This window comes from Amycolatopsis sp. NPDC004747, assembly GCF_053601335.1.
This window is the reverse complement of the sequence record NZ_JBSGBQ010000003.1, coordinates 276,204-292,131: the sequence shown is the minus strand read 5'-3', so window position 1 is coordinate 292,131 and position 15,928 is coordinate 276,204. Positions and strand designations below refer to the sequence as shown.

Annotated in this window: 16 protein-coding genes; 11 read left to right on the top strand and 5 right to left on the bottom strand. The window is 73.0% G+C overall.

Translation table 11 applies throughout. From position 1 onward, the window contains the following. The first annotated feature begins 49 nt into the window (after positions 1 to 49). Positions 50 to 880: a peptidoglycan-binding domain-containing protein gene (locus tag ACWEGE_RS06270; RefSeq protein ID WP_449659361.1), complete on the top strand. Its 831-nt coding sequence runs from the start codon at positions 50 to 52 to the stop codon at positions 878 to 880. 83 nt (positions 881 to 963) lie between these two features. Further along, on the top strand, positions 964 to 1,782 hold the full coding sequence (locus ACWEGE_RS06265) for an LLM class flavin-dependent oxidoreductase (protein ID WP_449659360.1): 819 nt from the start codon (positions 964 to 966) through the stop codon (positions 1,780 to 1,782). Here the strand turns inward: ACWEGE_RS06265 and ACWEGE_RS06260 are convergent. Beyond that, the gene (locus ACWEGE_RS06260; RefSeq protein ID WP_449659359.1) at positions 1,724 to 2,677 is read right to left on the bottom strand and encodes a threonine/serine dehydratase; all 954 of its coding nucleotides are present in this window, start codon (positions 2,675 to 2,677) and stop codon (positions 1,724 to 1,726) included. The two genes, ACWEGE_RS06265 and ACWEGE_RS06260, sit on opposite strands and share 59 nt — an antisense overlap. Positions 2,678 to 2,761: 84 nt before the next feature. On the opposite strand from ACWEGE_RS06260, the gene ACWEGE_RS06255 reads away from it, so the two are divergent. Next, a complete protein-coding gene (locus ACWEGE_RS06255; RefSeq protein ID WP_449659358.1) occupies positions 2,762 to 3,637 on the top strand; it encodes a LysR substrate-binding domain-containing protein in 876 nt (291 codons plus the stop codon). Here ACWEGE_RS06255 and ACWEGE_RS06250 read toward each other — a convergent pair. After that, positions 3,627 to 4,544 carry a LysR family transcriptional regulator gene (locus tag ACWEGE_RS06250; RefSeq protein ID WP_449659357.1) on the bottom strand — a complete coding sequence of 306 codons (918 nt, stop codon included), beginning with the start codon at positions 4,542 to 4,544 and terminating at the stop codon, positions 3,627 to 3,629. The genes ACWEGE_RS06255 and ACWEGE_RS06250 overlap by 11 nt on opposite strands. A gap of 73 nt (positions 4,545 to 4,617) precedes the next feature. Between ACWEGE_RS06250 and ACWEGE_RS06245 the strand changes: the two genes are divergently transcribed. Genes ACWEGE_RS06245 through ACWEGE_RS06230 form a run of 4 tightly spaced genes read left to right on the top strand, consistent with a single transcriptional unit; the run spans position 4,618 to position 7,656 of the window. Further along, on the top strand, positions 4,618 to 5,526 hold the full coding sequence (locus ACWEGE_RS06245) for a DMT family transporter (protein ID WP_449659356.1): 909 nt from the start codon (positions 4,618 to 4,620) through the stop codon (positions 5,524 to 5,526). A 10-nt stretch (positions 5,527 to 5,536) separates the two neighbouring features. Beyond that, on the top strand, positions 5,537 to 6,427 hold the full coding sequence (locus ACWEGE_RS06240) for an NAD(P)H-binding protein (RefSeq protein ID WP_449659355.1): 891 nt from the start codon (positions 5,537 to 5,539) through the stop codon (positions 6,425 to 6,427). Further along, positions 6,424 to 7,038: a CPBP family glutamic-type intramembrane protease gene (locus ACWEGE_RS06235; protein WP_449659354.1), complete on the top strand. Its 615-nt coding sequence runs from the start codon at positions 6,424 to 6,426 to the stop codon at positions 7,036 to 7,038. Before ACWEGE_RS06240 ends, ACWEGE_RS06235 begins: the two co-directional genes overlap by 4 nt. A 6-nt stretch (positions 7,039 to 7,044) precedes the next feature. After that, positions 7,045 to 7,656 (top strand): SecDF P1 head subdomain-containing protein, encoded by a 612-nt coding sequence (locus tag ACWEGE_RS06230; protein ID WP_449659353.1) that lies wholly within the window; start codon positions 7,045 to 7,047, stop codon positions 7,654 to 7,656. Positions 7,657 to 7,660: 4 nt separating this feature from the next. Here the strand turns inward: ACWEGE_RS06230 and ACWEGE_RS06225 are convergent, their stop codons facing one another. Next, a complete protein-coding gene (locus ACWEGE_RS06225; RefSeq protein WP_449659352.1) occupies positions 7,661 to 8,134 on the bottom strand; it encodes a MarR family winged helix-turn-helix transcriptional regulator in 474 nt (157 codons plus the stop codon). An 82-nt stretch (positions 8,135 to 8,216) separates the two neighbouring features. Here ACWEGE_RS06225 and ACWEGE_RS06220 point away from each other — a divergent pair, with 82 nt between their 5' ends. The 3 genes from ACWEGE_RS06220 to ACWEGE_RS06210 all read left to right on the top strand — a co-directional run bounded on the left by ACWEGE_RS06220 (position 8,217) and on the right by ACWEGE_RS06210 (position 10,178). Then, on the top strand, positions 8,217 to 8,858 hold the full coding sequence (locus ACWEGE_RS06220) for an FMN-dependent NADH-azoreductase (RefSeq protein ID WP_449659351.1): 642 nt from the start codon (positions 8,217 to 8,219) through the stop codon (positions 8,856 to 8,858). A gap of 121 nt (positions 8,859 to 8,979) precedes the next feature. Then, the gene (locus ACWEGE_RS06215) at positions 8,980 to 9,486 is read left to right on the top strand and encodes an ATP-binding protein (protein ID WP_449659350.1); all 507 of its coding nucleotides are present in this window, start codon (positions 8,980 to 8,982) and stop codon (positions 9,484 to 9,486) included. A 65-nt stretch (positions 9,487 to 9,551) separates the two neighbouring features. After that, positions 9,552 to 10,178 carry a response regulator gene (locus tag ACWEGE_RS06210; protein WP_449659349.1) on the top strand — a complete coding sequence of 209 codons (627 nt, stop codon included), beginning with the start codon at positions 9,552 to 9,554 and terminating at the stop codon, positions 10,176 to 10,178. Here the strand turns inward: ACWEGE_RS06210 and ACWEGE_RS06205 are convergent. Further along, positions 10,159 to 13,527, bottom strand: a complete 3,369-nt coding sequence (locus ACWEGE_RS06205; RefSeq protein WP_449659348.1) for an indolepyruvate ferredoxin oxidoreductase family protein — start codon at positions 13,525 to 13,527, stop codon at positions 10,159 to 10,161. The two genes, ACWEGE_RS06210 and ACWEGE_RS06205, sit on opposite strands and share 20 nt — an antisense overlap. A 144-nt stretch (positions 13,528 to 13,671) precedes the next feature. On the opposite strand from ACWEGE_RS06205, the gene ACWEGE_RS06200 reads away from it, so the two are divergent. After that, positions 13,672 to 14,112 (top strand): Lrp/AsnC family transcriptional regulator, encoded by a 441-nt coding sequence (locus ACWEGE_RS06200; protein WP_449659347.1) that lies wholly within the window; start codon positions 13,672 to 13,674, stop codon positions 14,110 to 14,112. A 793-nt stretch (positions 14,113 to 14,905) separates the two neighbouring features. Here the strand turns inward: ACWEGE_RS06200 and ACWEGE_RS06195 are convergent. Continuing rightward, positions 14,906 to 15,889, bottom strand: coding sequence for a hypothetical protein (locus tag ACWEGE_RS06195; protein WP_449659346.1), 984 nt, complete (start codon positions 15,887 to 15,889; stop codon positions 14,906 to 14,908). Positions 15,890 to 15,928: the final 39 nt, after the last annotated feature.

The window sequence follows — 15,928 nt, the reverse complement described above, 5'->3', positions numbered from 1 at the left end:
GTTGCGTGATTCTCCTCGCCGTAGAGATTCCGACCCATGGAGGACAAGGATGTTCACGAAGGCCGCCGTGCTCACGGCGCTCACCGCCGCGGCGTTCGCCGTCGCCGCACCGGCCCAGGCCGAGACCGCGGCCACGACGGTGCTGCCCGGCGCGAACATGGAGGCCGTGCTGAAGGCGGCCCAGATCGACCCGCGCCGCGCGGACGACACGCAGACCCCGGGCGCGCACGACAGCGTCCTGCTCGTCGAGCAGGCGCTGCAGGCGAAGGGGCTGCTGGCGAGCCAGTTCGTCGACGGCTACTTCGGCACCAGCACCATCGAGGCGTATTCGCAGTACCAGAAGTCGCTGGGCTACACCGGTCTCGACGCTTCCGGCCTGCCGGGCAAGACCTCGCTGGAGAAGCTGGGCGAAGGCCGCTACACGGTCACGAACCCGGTGTCCGCCGGCAGCCAGGTGACCTACCACGGCAAGACCCTCAACACCCGCACGAAGGCGATGCTCGTTGCGGCGGAAGGGAAGGCGGGCTTCCAGGTCACGCTGACGCAGGGCTCGTACAACCCGGGTGGCGTCGACGCCTCGGCCGGCACGCACGACGGCGGCGGCGCGATGGACATCTCGGTGTCCGGCATGTCGTCGACCACCCGCACCAACCTGCTGAAGGCGCTGCGCAACGTCGGCTTCGCGGCCTGGTACCGCACGCCGGCGCAGGGCTTCGACTACCACATCCACGCGATGGCCATCTCCGACCCGGACCTGTCGTCGGGTGCCCAGCACCAGACCGGCGACTACTACCTGGGCATGAACGGCCTGGCCGGCCACGGCGCCGACGACGGCCCGCAGGTCCCGAAGGTCACCTGGGAGGAGTACCAGCGCGGCTGATGCCGGTGGTGCGCCCGGCCGTGGTGGCACGGCCGGGCGCACCGGTGGTTTGATCGAAGGACCAACGACGTGGGGGTGTTCCGATGCCGCACAAGGCGTTCCGGTTCGGTGTGGTCGCGGGCGCGACCGAGGGGGGCGCGAAGTGGCTCGCCACCGCTCGCCGCGCCGAAGAGCTCGGCTACTCGACGCTGCTGTGCCCGGACAACCTGAACATGCCGACGCCGACCGCGGCCCTCGCCGCGGCCGCCGCGGCGACGACCGAGCTGCGCGTCGGCTCGTTCGTGCTGGCCAGTCCGCTGCGCACCGCCCGGGCGGCGGCCTGGGAGGCGCACAGCCTGACCGTCGTCACGGACGGCCGGTTCGAGCTCGGCCTCGGCACCGGGCGGCCGGAAATGCGGCAGCAGGCCGAAGAGCTCGGGCTGCCCTACGGTTCGGGACAGGACCGGCTCGACTCGGTTTCCGAGACGATCGACCACGTCCGCCGGCTCGACGGTGACGCGCACACGCCGGTGATGATCGCGGCCGGCGGCCCCAAGGTGCGCCGCCTCGCCGGGCTGAAGGCCGACATCGTCACGATGGCCGGCGGCGTGCTGACCACCCGGGAGGAAATGACCGGGTACGTCGGAGAAGTCCGTTCGGCGGCCGGGGATCGCGACATCGAGTTCGCGATGAACATCTGGGCCGTCGGCGACGAGGTGCCGCCGTGGATCCGCGGCTTCATCGGCGTCGACGCCGAAACGCTGATCGAGCACGACTCCCTCGGCCTGCTCCGCGGCGGCGTCGACGACATGGTGGCCGAGCTCGAACGCCGCCGCGAGGAACAGGGCGTGAACTACTTCAGCGTCAACGGCGCGTTCCTGGAGCAGTTCGCCCCGGTGGTGGAGCGGCTGGCGGGGAAGTGAGCGTCGCGGGGTCGGTGTTGGCCCCGCAGAGCAGGACGGCGACCCGCTCACCCGGCGCGGGCCGGTAGGCCCCGGAGAGCAGGGCGGCGAACGCGGTCGCCCCGCCGGGTTCGACGCCCAGGCGGTAGCGGTCCCACAGCGCCGCCCGCGCCTCGACGATCGCGGCGTCGTCGACCAGCACCGAGCCCGCGTTCGTGCGGGTGGCGACCGCGAAGGCGATGTCGCCGAGCCGGGACGCGCCCAGCGAGTCGGCGGCGATCCCGGAGACGTCGATCGCGACCGGCTCGCCGGCGGCCAGCGCCGCGTGCAGCGTCGGGATCGTGCGCGGCTCGACGCCGACCACGCGCGCCCGGCCTTCGACCGCCGCGGCGACGCCGGCCAGCAGCCCGCCACCGCCGACCGCGACGAGGACCGTGTCCAGGCCGCCGGTCTGGTCGAGCAGTTCGAGACCGAGGGTGCCCTGCCCGGCGCAGATGTCCGGCTGGTCGTAGGCGTGGCAGAAGAGCTCGCCGGAGTCGGCCGCGTACTTGACGGCCGCGTCGTAGGCGTCGGCGTACTTCTCGCCGACCAGCTCGACCGCCGCGCCGAGCTGCCGCAGCTTCGCGACCTTCACCGCGGGCGCGGTCGCCGGGACGTAGACCCGCGCCGGGAGGCCGAACTCGCGGGCGGCGTAAGCGACGGCCAGTCCGGCGTTGCCGCCGGAAGCGGTCACGACCCCGGCGACCGCGCCCGCGGCGATGATCCGGTTGAACGCCCCGCGGGCCTTGAAGGACCCGGTGTGCTGCAGCTGCTCCAGCTTGAACCACGCGCCTTCGTCCGCGGCGAGCACCGGCGTCCGGCGGACCCGGCCTTCGATGCGCGCGGCCGCCCGTTCGACATCCTCAGTGCTGATCACGCCTCCAGGATGCGCGCGGGAAGTCGTAAGCACCAGCGACGCCTCCTATCCTGGGTTAAGCAGCACTTACGGCTGGAGGCTCCCGTGCTCGACGCCCACCGCTTGGCCGTGCTGGCGGAGGTGGCGCACGCCGGCTCGATCGCCGCGGCCGCGCGCCGGCTTTCCTTCACCCCGTCCGCCGTTTCGCAGCAGCTGGCCAAGCTGGAGCACGACGTCGGCGCCCGCCTGCTGGACCGGCACGCCCGCGGCGTCACGCTCACGCCGGCCGGGGAGGCGCTGCTCGTCCACGCCGAGGCGATCGTCGGGGAGCTGCGCACGGCCGAGCGGACGGTCCGCGCGCTGCTCGAGGAGGAGCTCACCGTCGGCACGTTCGCGAGCGCGGGCATGACCCTGGTGCCGGCCGCGCTCGCGGAGTTCCGCCGCGAACACCCCGGCGTGGCGCTGCGGCTGCTGGACCTCGAGCCGCCCGACGGCTACGGCCTGGTCAGCTCCCGCGAGCTCGACCTGCTGATCACCCACCGCTACCCGGGCGCGCCGCTGCCCGACCCGCGCGGCCTGCAGCGGTCGCTGCTGCGCACGGAGCGGTTCCGGCTGATCCTGCCGGAGGGCCACCCGAAAGCGCGCGTCCGCCGGCTCACGCTGCCCGCACTGGCCGCCGAGGACTGGATTTCCGGCAGCCCGGGCGTGCCCAACCGGGCGTGCCTGGAGCAGCTCGCCGACGCGGCAGGCGTCCGGTTGCGGGTGGCCTACGAGACGCGGGACTACCAGGTGATCGTGGCGCTGGTGGAGGCCGGGCTGGGCATCGCGTTCGTGCCGGAGAGCGTGCTCGAGCGGGTGGGGACGGCCCGCGTCGAGGTGCGCGACGCGGCGGACGCCCGGCCGGCGCGGGAGATCTTCCTGGTCCACCACCGGCGCCCCGGCCGGCTGGTCACCGAGATGGTGGCGCGGCTCAGCCGGTGATCCGGCCCTCGAACCGCGCCGAGGCCGCCCGCAGCGCGTCGAAGCACGCCCGCACCGCGCCGCGGTCCTCCTCGCCCGCGCGGCAGATCGCGTGGATCGTGCGCGTCAGCGCCGGGCGCGTGGTCAGGATCCGGACGCCGTCGGGCAGCCGGTCGCGGGCCAGGCGGGGGACCAGCGCCGCGCCGACGCCGCCCGCCACCAGGGCCAGCTGGGTCGGGTAGCCGCCGACCGTGCAGCTGATCCGCGGCTCCAGCCGCTGCTTGCGCAGCACCTGCACCAGCCACTCGTAACACCCCGACCCCAAGCTCCAGCCGATCCACGGCAGATCGTCCACTTCGGACAGATCGACCGCCTTGCGGTGGGCCAGCCGGTGCCCGGCGGGCAGGGCGAGGTCGGCGACGTCGGAGAACAGCTCGATCCGGGTCGTCGACGGCGGAATCACCGTCGGCCGGTCGTTCCAGCTCTCCAGCACCGCGACGTCGAGGTCGCCGGCCAGCACGCGGGGCATCGTCTGCTCCGCCTCGCCCTCGTGCAGCGTCACCGCCAGCCGCGGGTGCTGCGCGGCGAGCGTGGCCAGCGCGGGCGGCAGCAGCGCGTGCACCGTCGTCGGGATCGCGCCGATCCGCAGCGGCCCGATGACGTCCTCGCGCAGCGACTCCAGGTCGGCCTTCGCCGCGGCGACCTGCGCGAGGATCCGCTCCGCGTGCCCGGCCAGCACCTGCCCCGCCGTCGTCAGCCGGACCCCGCGGCCGCGGGGCTCCAGCAGCCGCTGGCCGGCTTCCCGCTCCAGCTTCGCCAGCTGCTGCGACACCCCGGACGGCGTGACGTGCAGCGATTCGGCCGCCGCGGCGACCGAGCCGTGGGTGGCGACCGCGTGCAGCGCGCGCATCCGCTCCAGTCCGAACACGGTAGGGATGCTACCGAATTTCCGGCAGGAACATTCGCTTGTTCTTGACAGTCGGCGCCCGCACGCTGGAGGCGTGCTCACGACCGTGCCCACCCTGAGGTCCACCCGCCGCCTCGACCCGCGGCTGCTCGCCGCGCTCGGCGGCTTCTGCATCTCCCTGTCGTCGGTCTTCATCAAGGTCTCGCACGTCAGCGGCAGCACGAGCGCGTTCTGGCGCTGCCTGCTCGCGCTGCCGGTGCTGCTCCTGCTGGCCGGGCGCGAACGGCGGAAGCCCGGCCGGCGCCGCGTGCTCCTGCCGCTGCTGGCCGGCGCCGGGCTCGGCCTGGACTTCGTGCTCTGGGGCGAAGCGATCCCGCGGGTCGGCGCCGGCATCGCGACCGTGCTGCTGGCCGTGCAGGTGGTGATCGTGCCGCTGCTGGCGTTCGCGTTCCTGGCGGAGCGGCCGTCGAAGCGGTTCTACGCCGCGGTGCCCGTGCTGCTCGGCGGCATCGTGCTGGCCGGCGGGTTCGCCGGCACCGGCTCGTTCGGCCCGGACCCGGTCACCGGCGCGGTCGCGGCCCTGCTGGCCGGCGCCGGGTACGCCGGCTACCTCTTCCTGATCCGGCTCAGCGGCGGCGCCGGCACGCAGGCGCACTCGCTGGTCCTGGCCACGGTCTCGGCCGGCGTGGTCGCCGTCGCGCTCGGCGTCCCCACCGGCACGCTCGACCTGACGCCGGGCTGGCCCGCGTTCGGCTGGCTGGTCGCGCTCGCCGTCGTCGGCCAGCTGGTGGGCTGGCTGCTCATCTCCGCCGCGCTGCCCCGGATGTCGGCCACCACCGGCGCGACGCTGATGCTGCTCCAGCCGGTGGGCGCGGTGCTGCTCGGCATCGGCCTGCTCGGGGAGACGCCGGGGTGGGCGCAGCTGGTCGGCTGCGCGGGGGTCGTCGCCGCGGTCTGCTTCGCCGGGAGCGGACGTTCTGCGCGGGAAGGCCGTCCCGGCTAACGTCGCGACCATGCGAGTGCTGGTGGCCGGGGCGTCGGGGTTCGTCGGCAGCCGGCTGTGCCCGGAACTGGAAGCGGCCGGGCACGAGGTGCTCGCGATGACCCGCCACCCCGCGAAGTACCGCGGCGCCGGAAAAGCCGTCCGCGGTGACGTCGCCGACGTCGGCTCGCTGCGGGACGCGCTCAAGGGCGTCGAGGCCGCCTACTACCTCGTGCATTCACTCGACAGTGCGGACTTCAAGCGCCGCGACGCCGACGCCGCGCGCGCGTTCGCCCGGGCCGCGGAAGGCGCGGGCCTGCGCCGGATCGTCTACCTCGGCGGCCTCGGCGACGACGACGATGTGCTGTCGGACCACCTGGCCAGCCGGCGCGAGGTCGAGCGGCTGCTGGGGGAGACCGGCGTGCCGGTGACGGTGCTGCGCGCCGGGATCGTGATCGGCCACGGCGGCACGTCGTGGGAGCTGACGCGGCAGCTGGTCGAGCACCTGCCGGCGATGGTGACCCCGCGCTGGGTGAGCACGCGGACGCAGCCCATCGCGATCGCCGACGTCGTCCGCTACCTGGTCGGCGTCCTCGACCACCCGGAGGCCGCGGACCGGACGTTCGACATCGGCGGCCCGGAAGTGCTGGCCTACCGCGACATGCTGCAGCGGGTGGCGGCGATCGAGGGCCGCCCGCTGGTGATCCTGCCGGTCCCGCTGCTGTCCCCGCGGCTGTCGTCGTACTGGCTTTCGCTGGTCACGGACATCGACGTCACGACCGGCCGGGCACTGATCGACTCGATGACCAACGAGGTCGTCGTCCGCGACGACGCGATCCGCCGGATCGTCGAGTTCGAGCCGATGGGCTACGACGAAGCGGTCCTGCAGGCGTTGGGCGAGCGCGCGAAGAGCCGGCGGTGAAGCGGTTCCTCGCCGCGGTGACGGCCGCCGGATCCGGCCTGCTCGGCGCGTCACTGGCCAGCCGGCCCGGATCCCGCCGCTTCCAGGTGCTGACGGCGTCGGTCGCGGCGACCTGGCTCGCCGGCGCCCGGGCGGCCGGGCCGGTCCGCCGGGGCCGCGGGGACCTCGTCGAGCCGGTGGCCGCCGGCGTGGGCGCGTTCGGCGTGTTCTACGGCTGCGCGCTGGTGGCCCGCCGCATCCCGCTCCTGCGCAGCGCGATCACCGGCGTGCTGGCCCACGCCCACCGCGGCTCGACGGCTTCGGTGGCGGCCACGGCGTTGCTGACGGGAGCGGCGGAAGAGGTCTTCTTCCGCGGCGCCCTGTACGACGCGGAGGGGCCACGGGTGTCCACCGCGGTGTACGTCCTGTCGACGACGGCGACCCGGAACCCGGCGCTGGTGCTGGCGTCGGCGGTGATGGGGACGGTGTTCGCCTGGCAGCGCGGCCGGTCGGGCGGGGTGCAGGCGCCGCTGCTGACGCACGTCGTGTGGTCGGCGCTGATGCTCGCCTTCATGCCGCGCCTGTTCCTGCCCGGAACGCTCGACTCGTCCGGTGCGCGCACGCCAAGATGACTCCTTGTGCGGAGCCTCCTCGCGATCGTTGCCGTCCTCGCCGCGGTCACCGGCTGCCAGGCCGAAGTACCCGGACGTGCCCAAACCTCCGGCGACGGCCTGGTCGTCGCGGACGGGACGCGGCTGCGGTTCCGGCCGGTCCTGGGTGAGCTGCCCCCCGGACCGGCGGTCGGCGCACCGGGACCGCGGCAGAGCACGGACCCCGCCACCCAGGCGGCCGCGGCGCGAGCGCTCGACTGCGAGCCGGGCGCGCCGGACTCCCTGGACGGCCGCGACGACCCGGCGCTCCCGCTGGTCGGCTGCGACCCCGTGCAGGGCAGCCGCTACCTGCTCGGCCCGGCCTTCCTCAGCGGTGCGGACGTGGGCTGGGTGCAGGCGCGGATCGACCCGGTGACCGGAAGCTCCGTGGTCAACCTGAGCTTCACCGCCGCCGGGGCGCGCACCTGGGCGGAGTGGACCGGGCGCAACGTCGGCAACCAGGTCGCGATGGTGGTGAAGAGCCGGGTGCTGACCGCGCCGCAGATCCAGTCCGCGATCACCGACGGCGCGACGCAGATCACCGGGAAGTACACGCTGCCGGAAGCGCAGCAGCTCGCGCGCGACATCGCCGGCGCCTGAGGCTTCAGCAGGGCGGCTGGGGCTCCCGGCACGCTTCCACGCCCGTCTTCCTGGTCGCCTGCTGCAACAGCGTGTAGAGCGTCTCGCGCTGGTCGTCGCTGAGCTCGCTGAACACCTCGTCCTCGACCGCCGCCAGCGCGAACTCGGCGCGCGCCAGCAGCTTCGCGCCGACGTCGGTGAGCTCGACCAGGTGACGGCGGCGGTCCGCCGGTGACCGGCGCCGCTCGACCAGGTTCTCCGTCTCCAGCTCGTTGAGCAGGGTGACCACGTTCGTGCTGTCCATTTCGAGGATCTTCGCCAGGTCCTGCTGCGAGCTGCCGCCCCCGTCGCGCAGCACGGTGAGGGCGATCAGGTGGCGCGGCCGGAGGCCGAGCGGGGCCAGCACCGACTCGCTGCGCAGCCGCAGCCGGCGCGCGAGGTGGTCGACCAGCGCGCCGCAGCGGTGCGGGGGCTGGTTGACGACCGGGAGCGAAGTCATGTGCCCAGTATATGGGCAGTCCAATGGTCGATGTGCTATCAATAGCTTGTCTTACACCAACGATCTATGGACGGCTAACGACATGGCTCATCTCCTGCACATCGACTCGAGCATCCAGGGCGACGCCTCGGTGAGCCGGCGGCTCAGCGCCCGCGCCGCGGCGGCGTGGCGCTCCGCGCACCCGGACGGCACGGTCACCTACCGCGACCTGGGCGCCGACCCGGTCCCGCACGTCGACGCGGCCGGCGGGCTGGCCGGGCACGTGCCACCCGCGCAGCACACGCCCGAGCAGGCGGCGGCCTGGGCGCGGACGGTCGAACTCGTCGAAGAGGTCAAGGCGGCCGACACCGTGCTGCTGGGCCTGCCGCTGTACAACTTCGGGCCGCCGAGCAGCGTCAAGGCCTGGGTCGACCACCTCATCGCGCCGGGCCTGTCGGTCGACCCCGAAACCAACGCCGGCCTGCTCGGCGGCCGCGAGTTCGTCGTGCTGGCCAGCCGCGGCGGCGGCTACGGCGAAGGCACGCCCCGCGAGGGCTGGGACCACGCCCAGCAGTGGCTGCCCCACGGCGTCGCCCTGACCGGCCTGGAGCCGCGCTTCATCACGGCGGAGCTGACGCTGGCGCCGGTCCGCCCGGCGCTGGCGGAACTCATCCCGCTCGCCGAGGAGAGCCTCGCGGCCGCGGAACGCGCCATCGACGAGCTGTGGGTGCCGGCCCGCGTCTGATCGGCGACGGTGGCCTCGCACCCACCCGACGGCGGTACCGCCCGGGCCGGGCGGTACCGTGCCGCGGCGGGCGGACTGACGTGGTGCGGCACGGGCCGCACCGGGGCGAGGAAGGTCGGGTTTGAGCGCGCACACCTCCCAAATGGACGACATCCGGCTCGTCGCGCAGCCCAGCGCGCTGCCGGTCACCGGGCTGTTCGTCCGCCTGATTCTCACCGACTGGTCCCTCCTGCCGATGCTGGAGCAGGCGACAGCCACCGCGAAACGCCTGGTCGAAGCCGTGATCGACGCCAGCGACCCGAAGGCGCCCGCCTTCGTCACGCTGCGGCTGCGGCTGCGCGCCGAGGTGCTCTCGATCGAGGTCGACGACGACGTGCCCGGACGGCCGGACACCCCGGCCCGGCCCGGCGAGCGGCTCGGCGTCTCGCCCGCCGACGGCGGCGGCCGCACAACCTGGTGCGAACTCCCCCTGCCGGGTGGGATGTCCGCGCGGCAGGTGCGCCTGCCGCGGCGCCAGGACCGCCGCACCCTCGTCGACGAGCCCGTCTCGGGCGACCCGGTGGCCGCCGACCCCGAGGTCCTCGAACGCCTGCTGACCCGGTTGAGCGGCTGGTCCGGCCAGAGCTGAACGTTTTGCCCCGTACGTCCGTGCACCCAGGCAGGGGATGACGCGGACGCGAGGAGGCAGCCGTCGTGCGGATCGTGATCGCGGAAGACGACGCCCTGCTGCGCGAAGGGCTGGTGCTGCTCCTGCGCAGCGAAGGGTTCGAGGTCGTCGCCGCCGTGGACCACCCCGGTGACCTGGTGACGTCGGTCGAGGCCGCGGACCCGGACCTGGCCGTCGTCGACGTCCGGATGCCGCCGACGTACACCGACGAAGGGCTGCGGGCCGCCGTCGAAGCCCGGCGCCGGGCGCCCGGCCTGGCGATCCTCGCGCTTTCGGCGTTCGTCGAAGACGGCTACGCGGGCGATCTCCTGGCCGCGGGCGGCGGGGGAGCCGGGTACCTGCTCAAGGAGCGCGTCGGCAAGCCCGAAGAGTTCCTCGACGCCCTCCGGCGCGTCGCGGCCGGCGGCACGGTCCTGGACCGGGACGTGGTGGCGGTGCAGCTGGCCCGGCCCCGGCCCGGCGACCCGGTGGCGACGCTGAACGCCCGCGAGCGGGAGGTGGTGGCGCTGCTGGCCGAGGGGCATTCGGTGCCCACGATCGGGCGGCTGCTCGGCATCGGCACCGCCGCGGCCCGGCAGCACGCCGGGGACGTCAGCACGAAGCTGCGCGTCCCCGACGGCGCCCAGGCGATGCTCAGCTACCTGCGGGCGTGAGCACCTCGGCCTGCCGCTCGCGGTAACGGGCCACGTTGGCCAGCTTGACGTCTTCGTAGCCGCGGATGACGTCGGGGAGCTCGGCCAGCGCCAGCACCCGCGCTCGATCGTGGGTCCGGAACGCCTGCAGGACCACGGCCCGGTAGTCGTCGACCAGCTCACGCTCGACCCGCCGCACCTCGGCGCGGCCGAACGGGTCGAAGCGGGTCCCGCGCAGCCGCCGCAGCGCGTGGAGCAGCCGGAACACCGGCCGGAACCAGGGGCCGAGGCTGATCTTGCGCTGCATGCCGAGCGCCCGCAGCACCGGCGGGTGCAGCCGGTAGGCGTACTTCGTGCCCGCGCCGAACTGCTCCTCGAGCCCGTCGGTGAACGCCGGGTCCAGCGACAGCCGGGCGACCTCGTACTCGTCCTTGTAGGCCATCAGCTTGTACAGGTGCTTCGCGACGGCCTCGGTGATCTCCGTCGGCCCGTCCTCCAGCACCCGCACCCGCTCGACGAACTCCGCGTACGCGCGGGCGTAGGCCTTGTCCTGGTAGGCGACCAGGTCGGGGACGCGGACGTCGAGCAGCCGCGCGAGTTCGGAGCCGGGCTCGGCGTGCACCAGCTTCCGGGCCGCGGTGGGCTTCGCGGTGGTGGTCGTCGCCTTCGGGGCTTCCGCCGGGGGCTCGGCCACGAGCAGGCGGCCGCGCCGGAACGCCTGCAGGTTCGCGGCGACCTGGGTGCCGTTCAGCTCGATGGCGCGTTCGATGACCGAAGCGGGCAGCGGGATCGCGCCGGTCTGGTAGGCCGCGCCGAGCTGCAGCACGTTGGCGAACTGGTCGTCGTCGAAGAACTCTTCGGCCAGGCCGCGCGCGTCGAGCGAGACTGTGCGCGACACGGCGGCCTCGATGGGCGCGAGGACGCTGCCCTGGTCCGGGAAGGACACCGTCGTGTCGACGACCATCCGGCCGGTCGGGACCTCGGTCGTGGAGACGACGGCGGTCGTGCGGGTCGGATCGGCGACCTTGAGGTTCGCCGCGTCCGCGCCGACCAGCGCGTCGCAGGCCAGGTAGAGGTCGCATTCGCCGGCGGCGAGCTTCGGGGCCTGCTCGAGGGGTTCCGCCGTCACCTTGAGGTCGGAGACGACCGCGCCGCCCTTCTGCGCGAGCCCGGTCTGGTCGAGGGTGCGGACGTGCCGCCCGTCGAGCACCGCGGCGGTGGCGAGGATCTGCGTCACGGTGACCACGCCGGTGCCGCCGATGCCGGTGATCCGCACGGTGAAGTCCCCGGTGCGGGTTTCCGGTGCGGGGACGGCGCCGGCGGCCAGTTCGGCGGTCTTCCGGCGGCGTTTCTTCCCGGACGGCACCACCGTGACGAACGACGGGCAGTCCCCGGCCAGGCACGAGTAGTCGACGTTGCACGACGACTGGTGGATCGCGGTCTTGCGGCCGAACTCGGTCGCCACCGGCTGCACGGACAGGCAGTTCGACTTGGTGCCGCAGTCGCCGCAGCCTTCGCAGACGCGCTCGTTGATCACCACGCGCGTCGCGGGCGCGGTCTGCTTGCCACGACGGCGCTTCCGGCGCTTTTCGGCCGCGCACTCCTGCTCGTGGATCAGCACGGTGACGCCCTTGACCGCAGCCAGCTCCTCCTGCGTGCGCAGGAGTTCGGAGCGGTCCCGGACCTCGACGCCCGCGGGCGGCTTCCGGTGCTTCGCCGGCGCGTCGCTGGTGATCACGACCCGCTTCGCGCCTTCGACGAGCAGCAGCTGGGCGACCTTCTCGACGGGCAGCCCGCCGACGGCGTCCTGGCCGCCGGTCATCGCCACGGCGGAGTTGTAGAGCAGCTTGTAGGTGATGTTCACCCCGGCCGCGACCGCGGCACGCACGGCGAGGCTGCCGGAGTGGGTGAACGTGCCGTCGCCGATGTTCTGGACGAAGTGCTGCGCGTCGACGAACGGCGCCATGCCGATCCACTGGGTGCCTTCGCCGCCCATCTGCGTCACGCCGAGGACGGTGCCGACCTGGTCGGGCTCCATGAACAGCGCCATGGTGTGGCAGCCGATGCCGCCGCCGACGAGCGTGCCTTCCGGCACCTTCGTCGAGGAGTTGTGCGGGCAGCCCGAGCAGAAGTACGGCGTGCGGGCGAGCAGCGGGACGGCGATGCGCTCGCGGCCGCGGCGTCCCCGGTAAGCGTCGACCGACGGGATGCCCGCCGGCAGGATCCTGGCCAGGCCGGCGGCGATGCCGTCCGGGTCCAGCTCGCCGAGTTCGGTGAAGAGCGTGCGGCCGTCGCGGTCCTTCTTGCCGAGGATCCGCGGTGCGTTCGGGACGCCGTAGAGGATCTCCTTGAGCGCGGTTTCGACGAAGGCGCGCTTCTCCTCGACGACGACGATCTCGTCGAGGCCGTCGGCGAACTCGCGGACGATCGTGGGCTCGAGCGGGTGGATCGCGCCGAGCTTGAGGACCCGGATGCCGTGCTCATCCCCGTCCAGGCCGAGGGTGCGCAACGCCTGCTGGAGGTCCAGATAGGACTTCCCGGCGGACACGATGCCGATCCGGTCACCCGGGCCACGCCGGGTGATCCGGTTGACGGTGCTCGCGCGGAGGTAGTCGAGGACGAGGGGGAGCCGGACGGTGAAGAGGCTGCGTTCCAGCTCGGCCAGGCCGGCGCCGAGCAGCCGCGAGGTCGGCGTGTGCCGGTAGCCTCCCCGGATTTCCGGCGCGTTCCACTGTGGACTCAATACGGCGGTGCCGGAGGCGTCGGCGACGTTGGCGACGACCTTCAGCGACGTCCACAGCCCGCTGGCCCGCGACAGCTCGACGGCGTGCATGCCGAGGTCGAGGACGTCCTGGGCGTCGGCCGGGTAGAGCACCGGGATGGCCAGGTCGGCGAGGGCGAGCTCGGACGCGCAGGGGACGGTGGAGGACTTCGCGTTGGGATCGTCGCCGACCAGCGCGACCGCCCCGCCGCGCGGATCGGTGCCGGCCAGGTTGGCGTGGCGGAGTGCGTCGCTGGCGCGGTCGAGACCGGGTGCCTTGCCGTACCAGAAGCCGGTGACACCGCGCCGCCCGCCGGCCCCCGCGACGAGCTGGCTGCCCATGACCGACGTCGCGGCCAGCTCTTCGTTGAGCCCGGGCCGGTGCACGACGTCGTGCTTCTCCAGCAGCGTCGCGCGGCGGCCGAGTTCGAGGTCGTAGCCGGCCAGTGGCGAGCCCTCGTAGCCGGAGACGAAGACGGCGGGGTCACCGCCGCGGGCGCGGTCGTGGCGGACGCGGTCGAACAACAGCCGGACCAGGGCCTGCACCCCGGTCAGGTGCACGGTCCCCGCCTCCCGCAGATAGCGGTCCTCCAGCGTGAACGTCTCCACGGCGCGCTCCCTTCGTTGGGGGCACGATGCGACGTGGGCCACAGTGACGCAACAGCCATGGCCGGTATCGGCCTCTTGACGCAAACTTCGGTGGCCTTTGGCGTGATCTGGCGCCGATTTTTGCGCCTGGCTACGCTGTGGCGCATGCCCGAAGAGCTGCTCGACGCCACCGACCACGAGATCCTCGGCCTGCTGCGCGAGGACGCCCGCCGCACGCTGTCCGACATCGCCGGCCGCGTCACGCTGTCCACGGCGGCGGTCAAGCGCCGCATCGACCGGCTGCGGGAGAGCGGCGTGATCACGGGGTTCACGATCCAGGTCGACCACGCGAAACTGGGCTGGGGGATCGAAGCGTTCACCGAGCTGAGGTTCGTGGGCAACACGAAGGTGGCCGAGATCCTCCGGACGACCACGCGGATGCCGGAGGCCCAGGCGGTGTTCACCATCGCGGGCGACCCGGACGCGCTGGTGTGGCTGCGGGTCCGCGACATGGCCCACCTGCAGAAGACGATCGACGAGATCCGGCGGCACCACCAGGTGACCGGGACGAAGACGTTGATCGCGCTCGAGTCGTGGTCGCGGTAGCCGTGGAGATCGTGTCCCTGGCGCAGCGGCCGGATCTTTTCGAGGCCGTGTACGGCATTCCGTATCCGCCGGGGTCGCCGCGGTTCATGGAGGGGAGCTTGACGAGCTTGCTCGTGCGGGGGCGGCGGGTGGCTCGGCTTTGGCCTCATCTGGTGGTGGCGTTGCTGGAGGACGGGGTGCCGGTTGCGCGGGGGATCATGGTTCCTTTCCGGGGGCGTTCGCCCTATCCGGAGCGCGGCTGGGACGAGGTTGCCGTTTGGGCTGCCGAGGACGCTCTTGACGGGGTTGCCCCGGACACCGCCTGCGGGCTGGAGATCGCCGTGCATCCTTCTTGGCAGGGGCGGGGGCTGTCGTCCGTTGTGCTCGGTGCCATGCGGGATGCTGTTGCTTCGGCCGGGCTCTCGTCGCTCGTCATTCCCGTTCGGCCGCCTGACAAGGCTTCGGCTCCCGGGGTGTCCATGGCGGAGTACGCCGCCTCCGTTCGTCCGGACGGGTTGCCGGTCGATCGGTGGCTGCGGACTCATGTTCGTGCTGGGGGTGTGGTTGCGGGGGTCGCTTCTTGCTCGGCCACCGTTCAGGGCTCGCTGGCTTCTTGGCGGCGGTGGACGGGGTTGCCCTTCGATCGTGCTGGGCAGGTTGTTGTTCCCGGCGGTCTTGCTCCGGTGTTTGTGTCCACTGTGGATGATTATGCGGTGTACGTCGAAGCCAACGTTTGGGTGGTCCATCCTTCGCCGGGGAGGCTGGGCGCAGGCAGGTCGCTGCTCTCGGGGCCCACACCCACGCCCCCTGCCGGCTAACCGCGCAGCAGGACTCCCGAAGTCCGCTCCCGCTCGAAGAACGTCTCCGGCCACTCGATCGAGTCCGGCGGCGCGTCGATCGCCGTGGCTCGGCGGCGGAGCTCCGCCAGGTACTCCGTGTCCAGGACCGCCCGAGCCGACAGCGGCTCCCGCAGCAAGAGATCCGCCGGGCCCTCGTACAGGTACGCGTCCACGCCCGGATAGCCCCGCGTGTCCGGCGGGTAGTCGCGGTTCACCGGGAAGTACGTCGCCGGCAGGGAACCCAGCCACGAGCCCTGCATCGGTACCAAAGCCGGCCAAGAACCGAGCCTCTGCTCCAAACGCGCGTTGTCCGTCGTGAACCCGCGGTGGTCCGCCACCACGTACGCCGCGCCCGGGTGCTCGCGTTCCAGCTGGGCCACCGCGGCGCTGCCTCCGTCGTGGGTCAGGTGCCCCAGGCCGAACAACATCAGCACCTTGCGGTTCTTCTTCAGCACCTGCGTCTTCACCACTGACACGATCGAGGCGTCCCGGTCCAGGAACGGCTCCAGGTCCGCCGGTGAGTGGACCCGGCTCCAGTCGACCGGGGGATCGGTGGCCAGTACCCGGATCTTCCGCGTGGTCGGCAACGTCGTGTTGACCTGACGGACCAGCGCGAACAGCTGCTCGTAGAACGTCGAGAACCCGCAGCTCGGCTGCGTCGTGTCGCGCCAGACGTGGCTGATGTCCCCGGCGGTGGCCCCGGCGATGTACTGGTCCAGCAACGGCTGCAGACGCGCGTTGCCGCACTCCACCGCTATGTCGTTCACCCGGCCGGGGAATCTCGGGTCGCGGATCAGGTCGAACACGAACGTCCCCACGTCCGGGCTGGACTTCGCCACGATCGGGTGGCTGTCGAACGCCGCGAGCAGCGCCGACGCCGGGTCTGGGCGTTGCGGGCCCGCGTCCGCCGGTGCGGCGAACAGGACCGCGGCCGCGAGTGCCGCCAGGAAGAGTCGCACGAAAGAGCTCCTCGGGTAGTTCACCCACTGTCCTACGAC

Excerpts from the sequence above, each read along its gene's own strand:
- ACWEGE_RS06220 (WP_449659351.1), top strand. The coding sequence starts at position 8,217 with ATGGCTCATCTCCTGCACATCGACTCGAGCATCCAGGGCGACGCCTCG.
- ACWEGE_RS06270 (WP_449659361.1), top strand. The coding sequence starts at position 50 with ATGTTCACGAAGGCCGCCGTGCTCACGGCGCTCACCGCCGCGGCGTTC.
- ACWEGE_RS06200 (WP_449659347.1), top strand. The coding sequence starts at position 13,672 with ATGCCCGAAGAGCTGCTCGACGCCACCGACCACGAGATCCTCGGCCTG.
- ACWEGE_RS06265 (WP_449659360.1), top strand. The coding sequence starts at position 964 with ATGCCGCACAAGGCGTTCCGGTTCGGTGTGGTCGCGGGCGCGACCGAG.
- ACWEGE_RS06240 (WP_449659355.1), top strand. The coding sequence starts at position 5,537 with ATGCGAGTGCTGGTGGCCGGGGCGTCGGGGTTCGTCGGCAGCCGGCTG.
- ACWEGE_RS06225 (WP_449659352.1), bottom strand. The coding sequence starts at position 8,134 with ATGACTTCGCTCCCGGTCGTCAACCAGCCCCCGCACCGCTGCGGCGCG.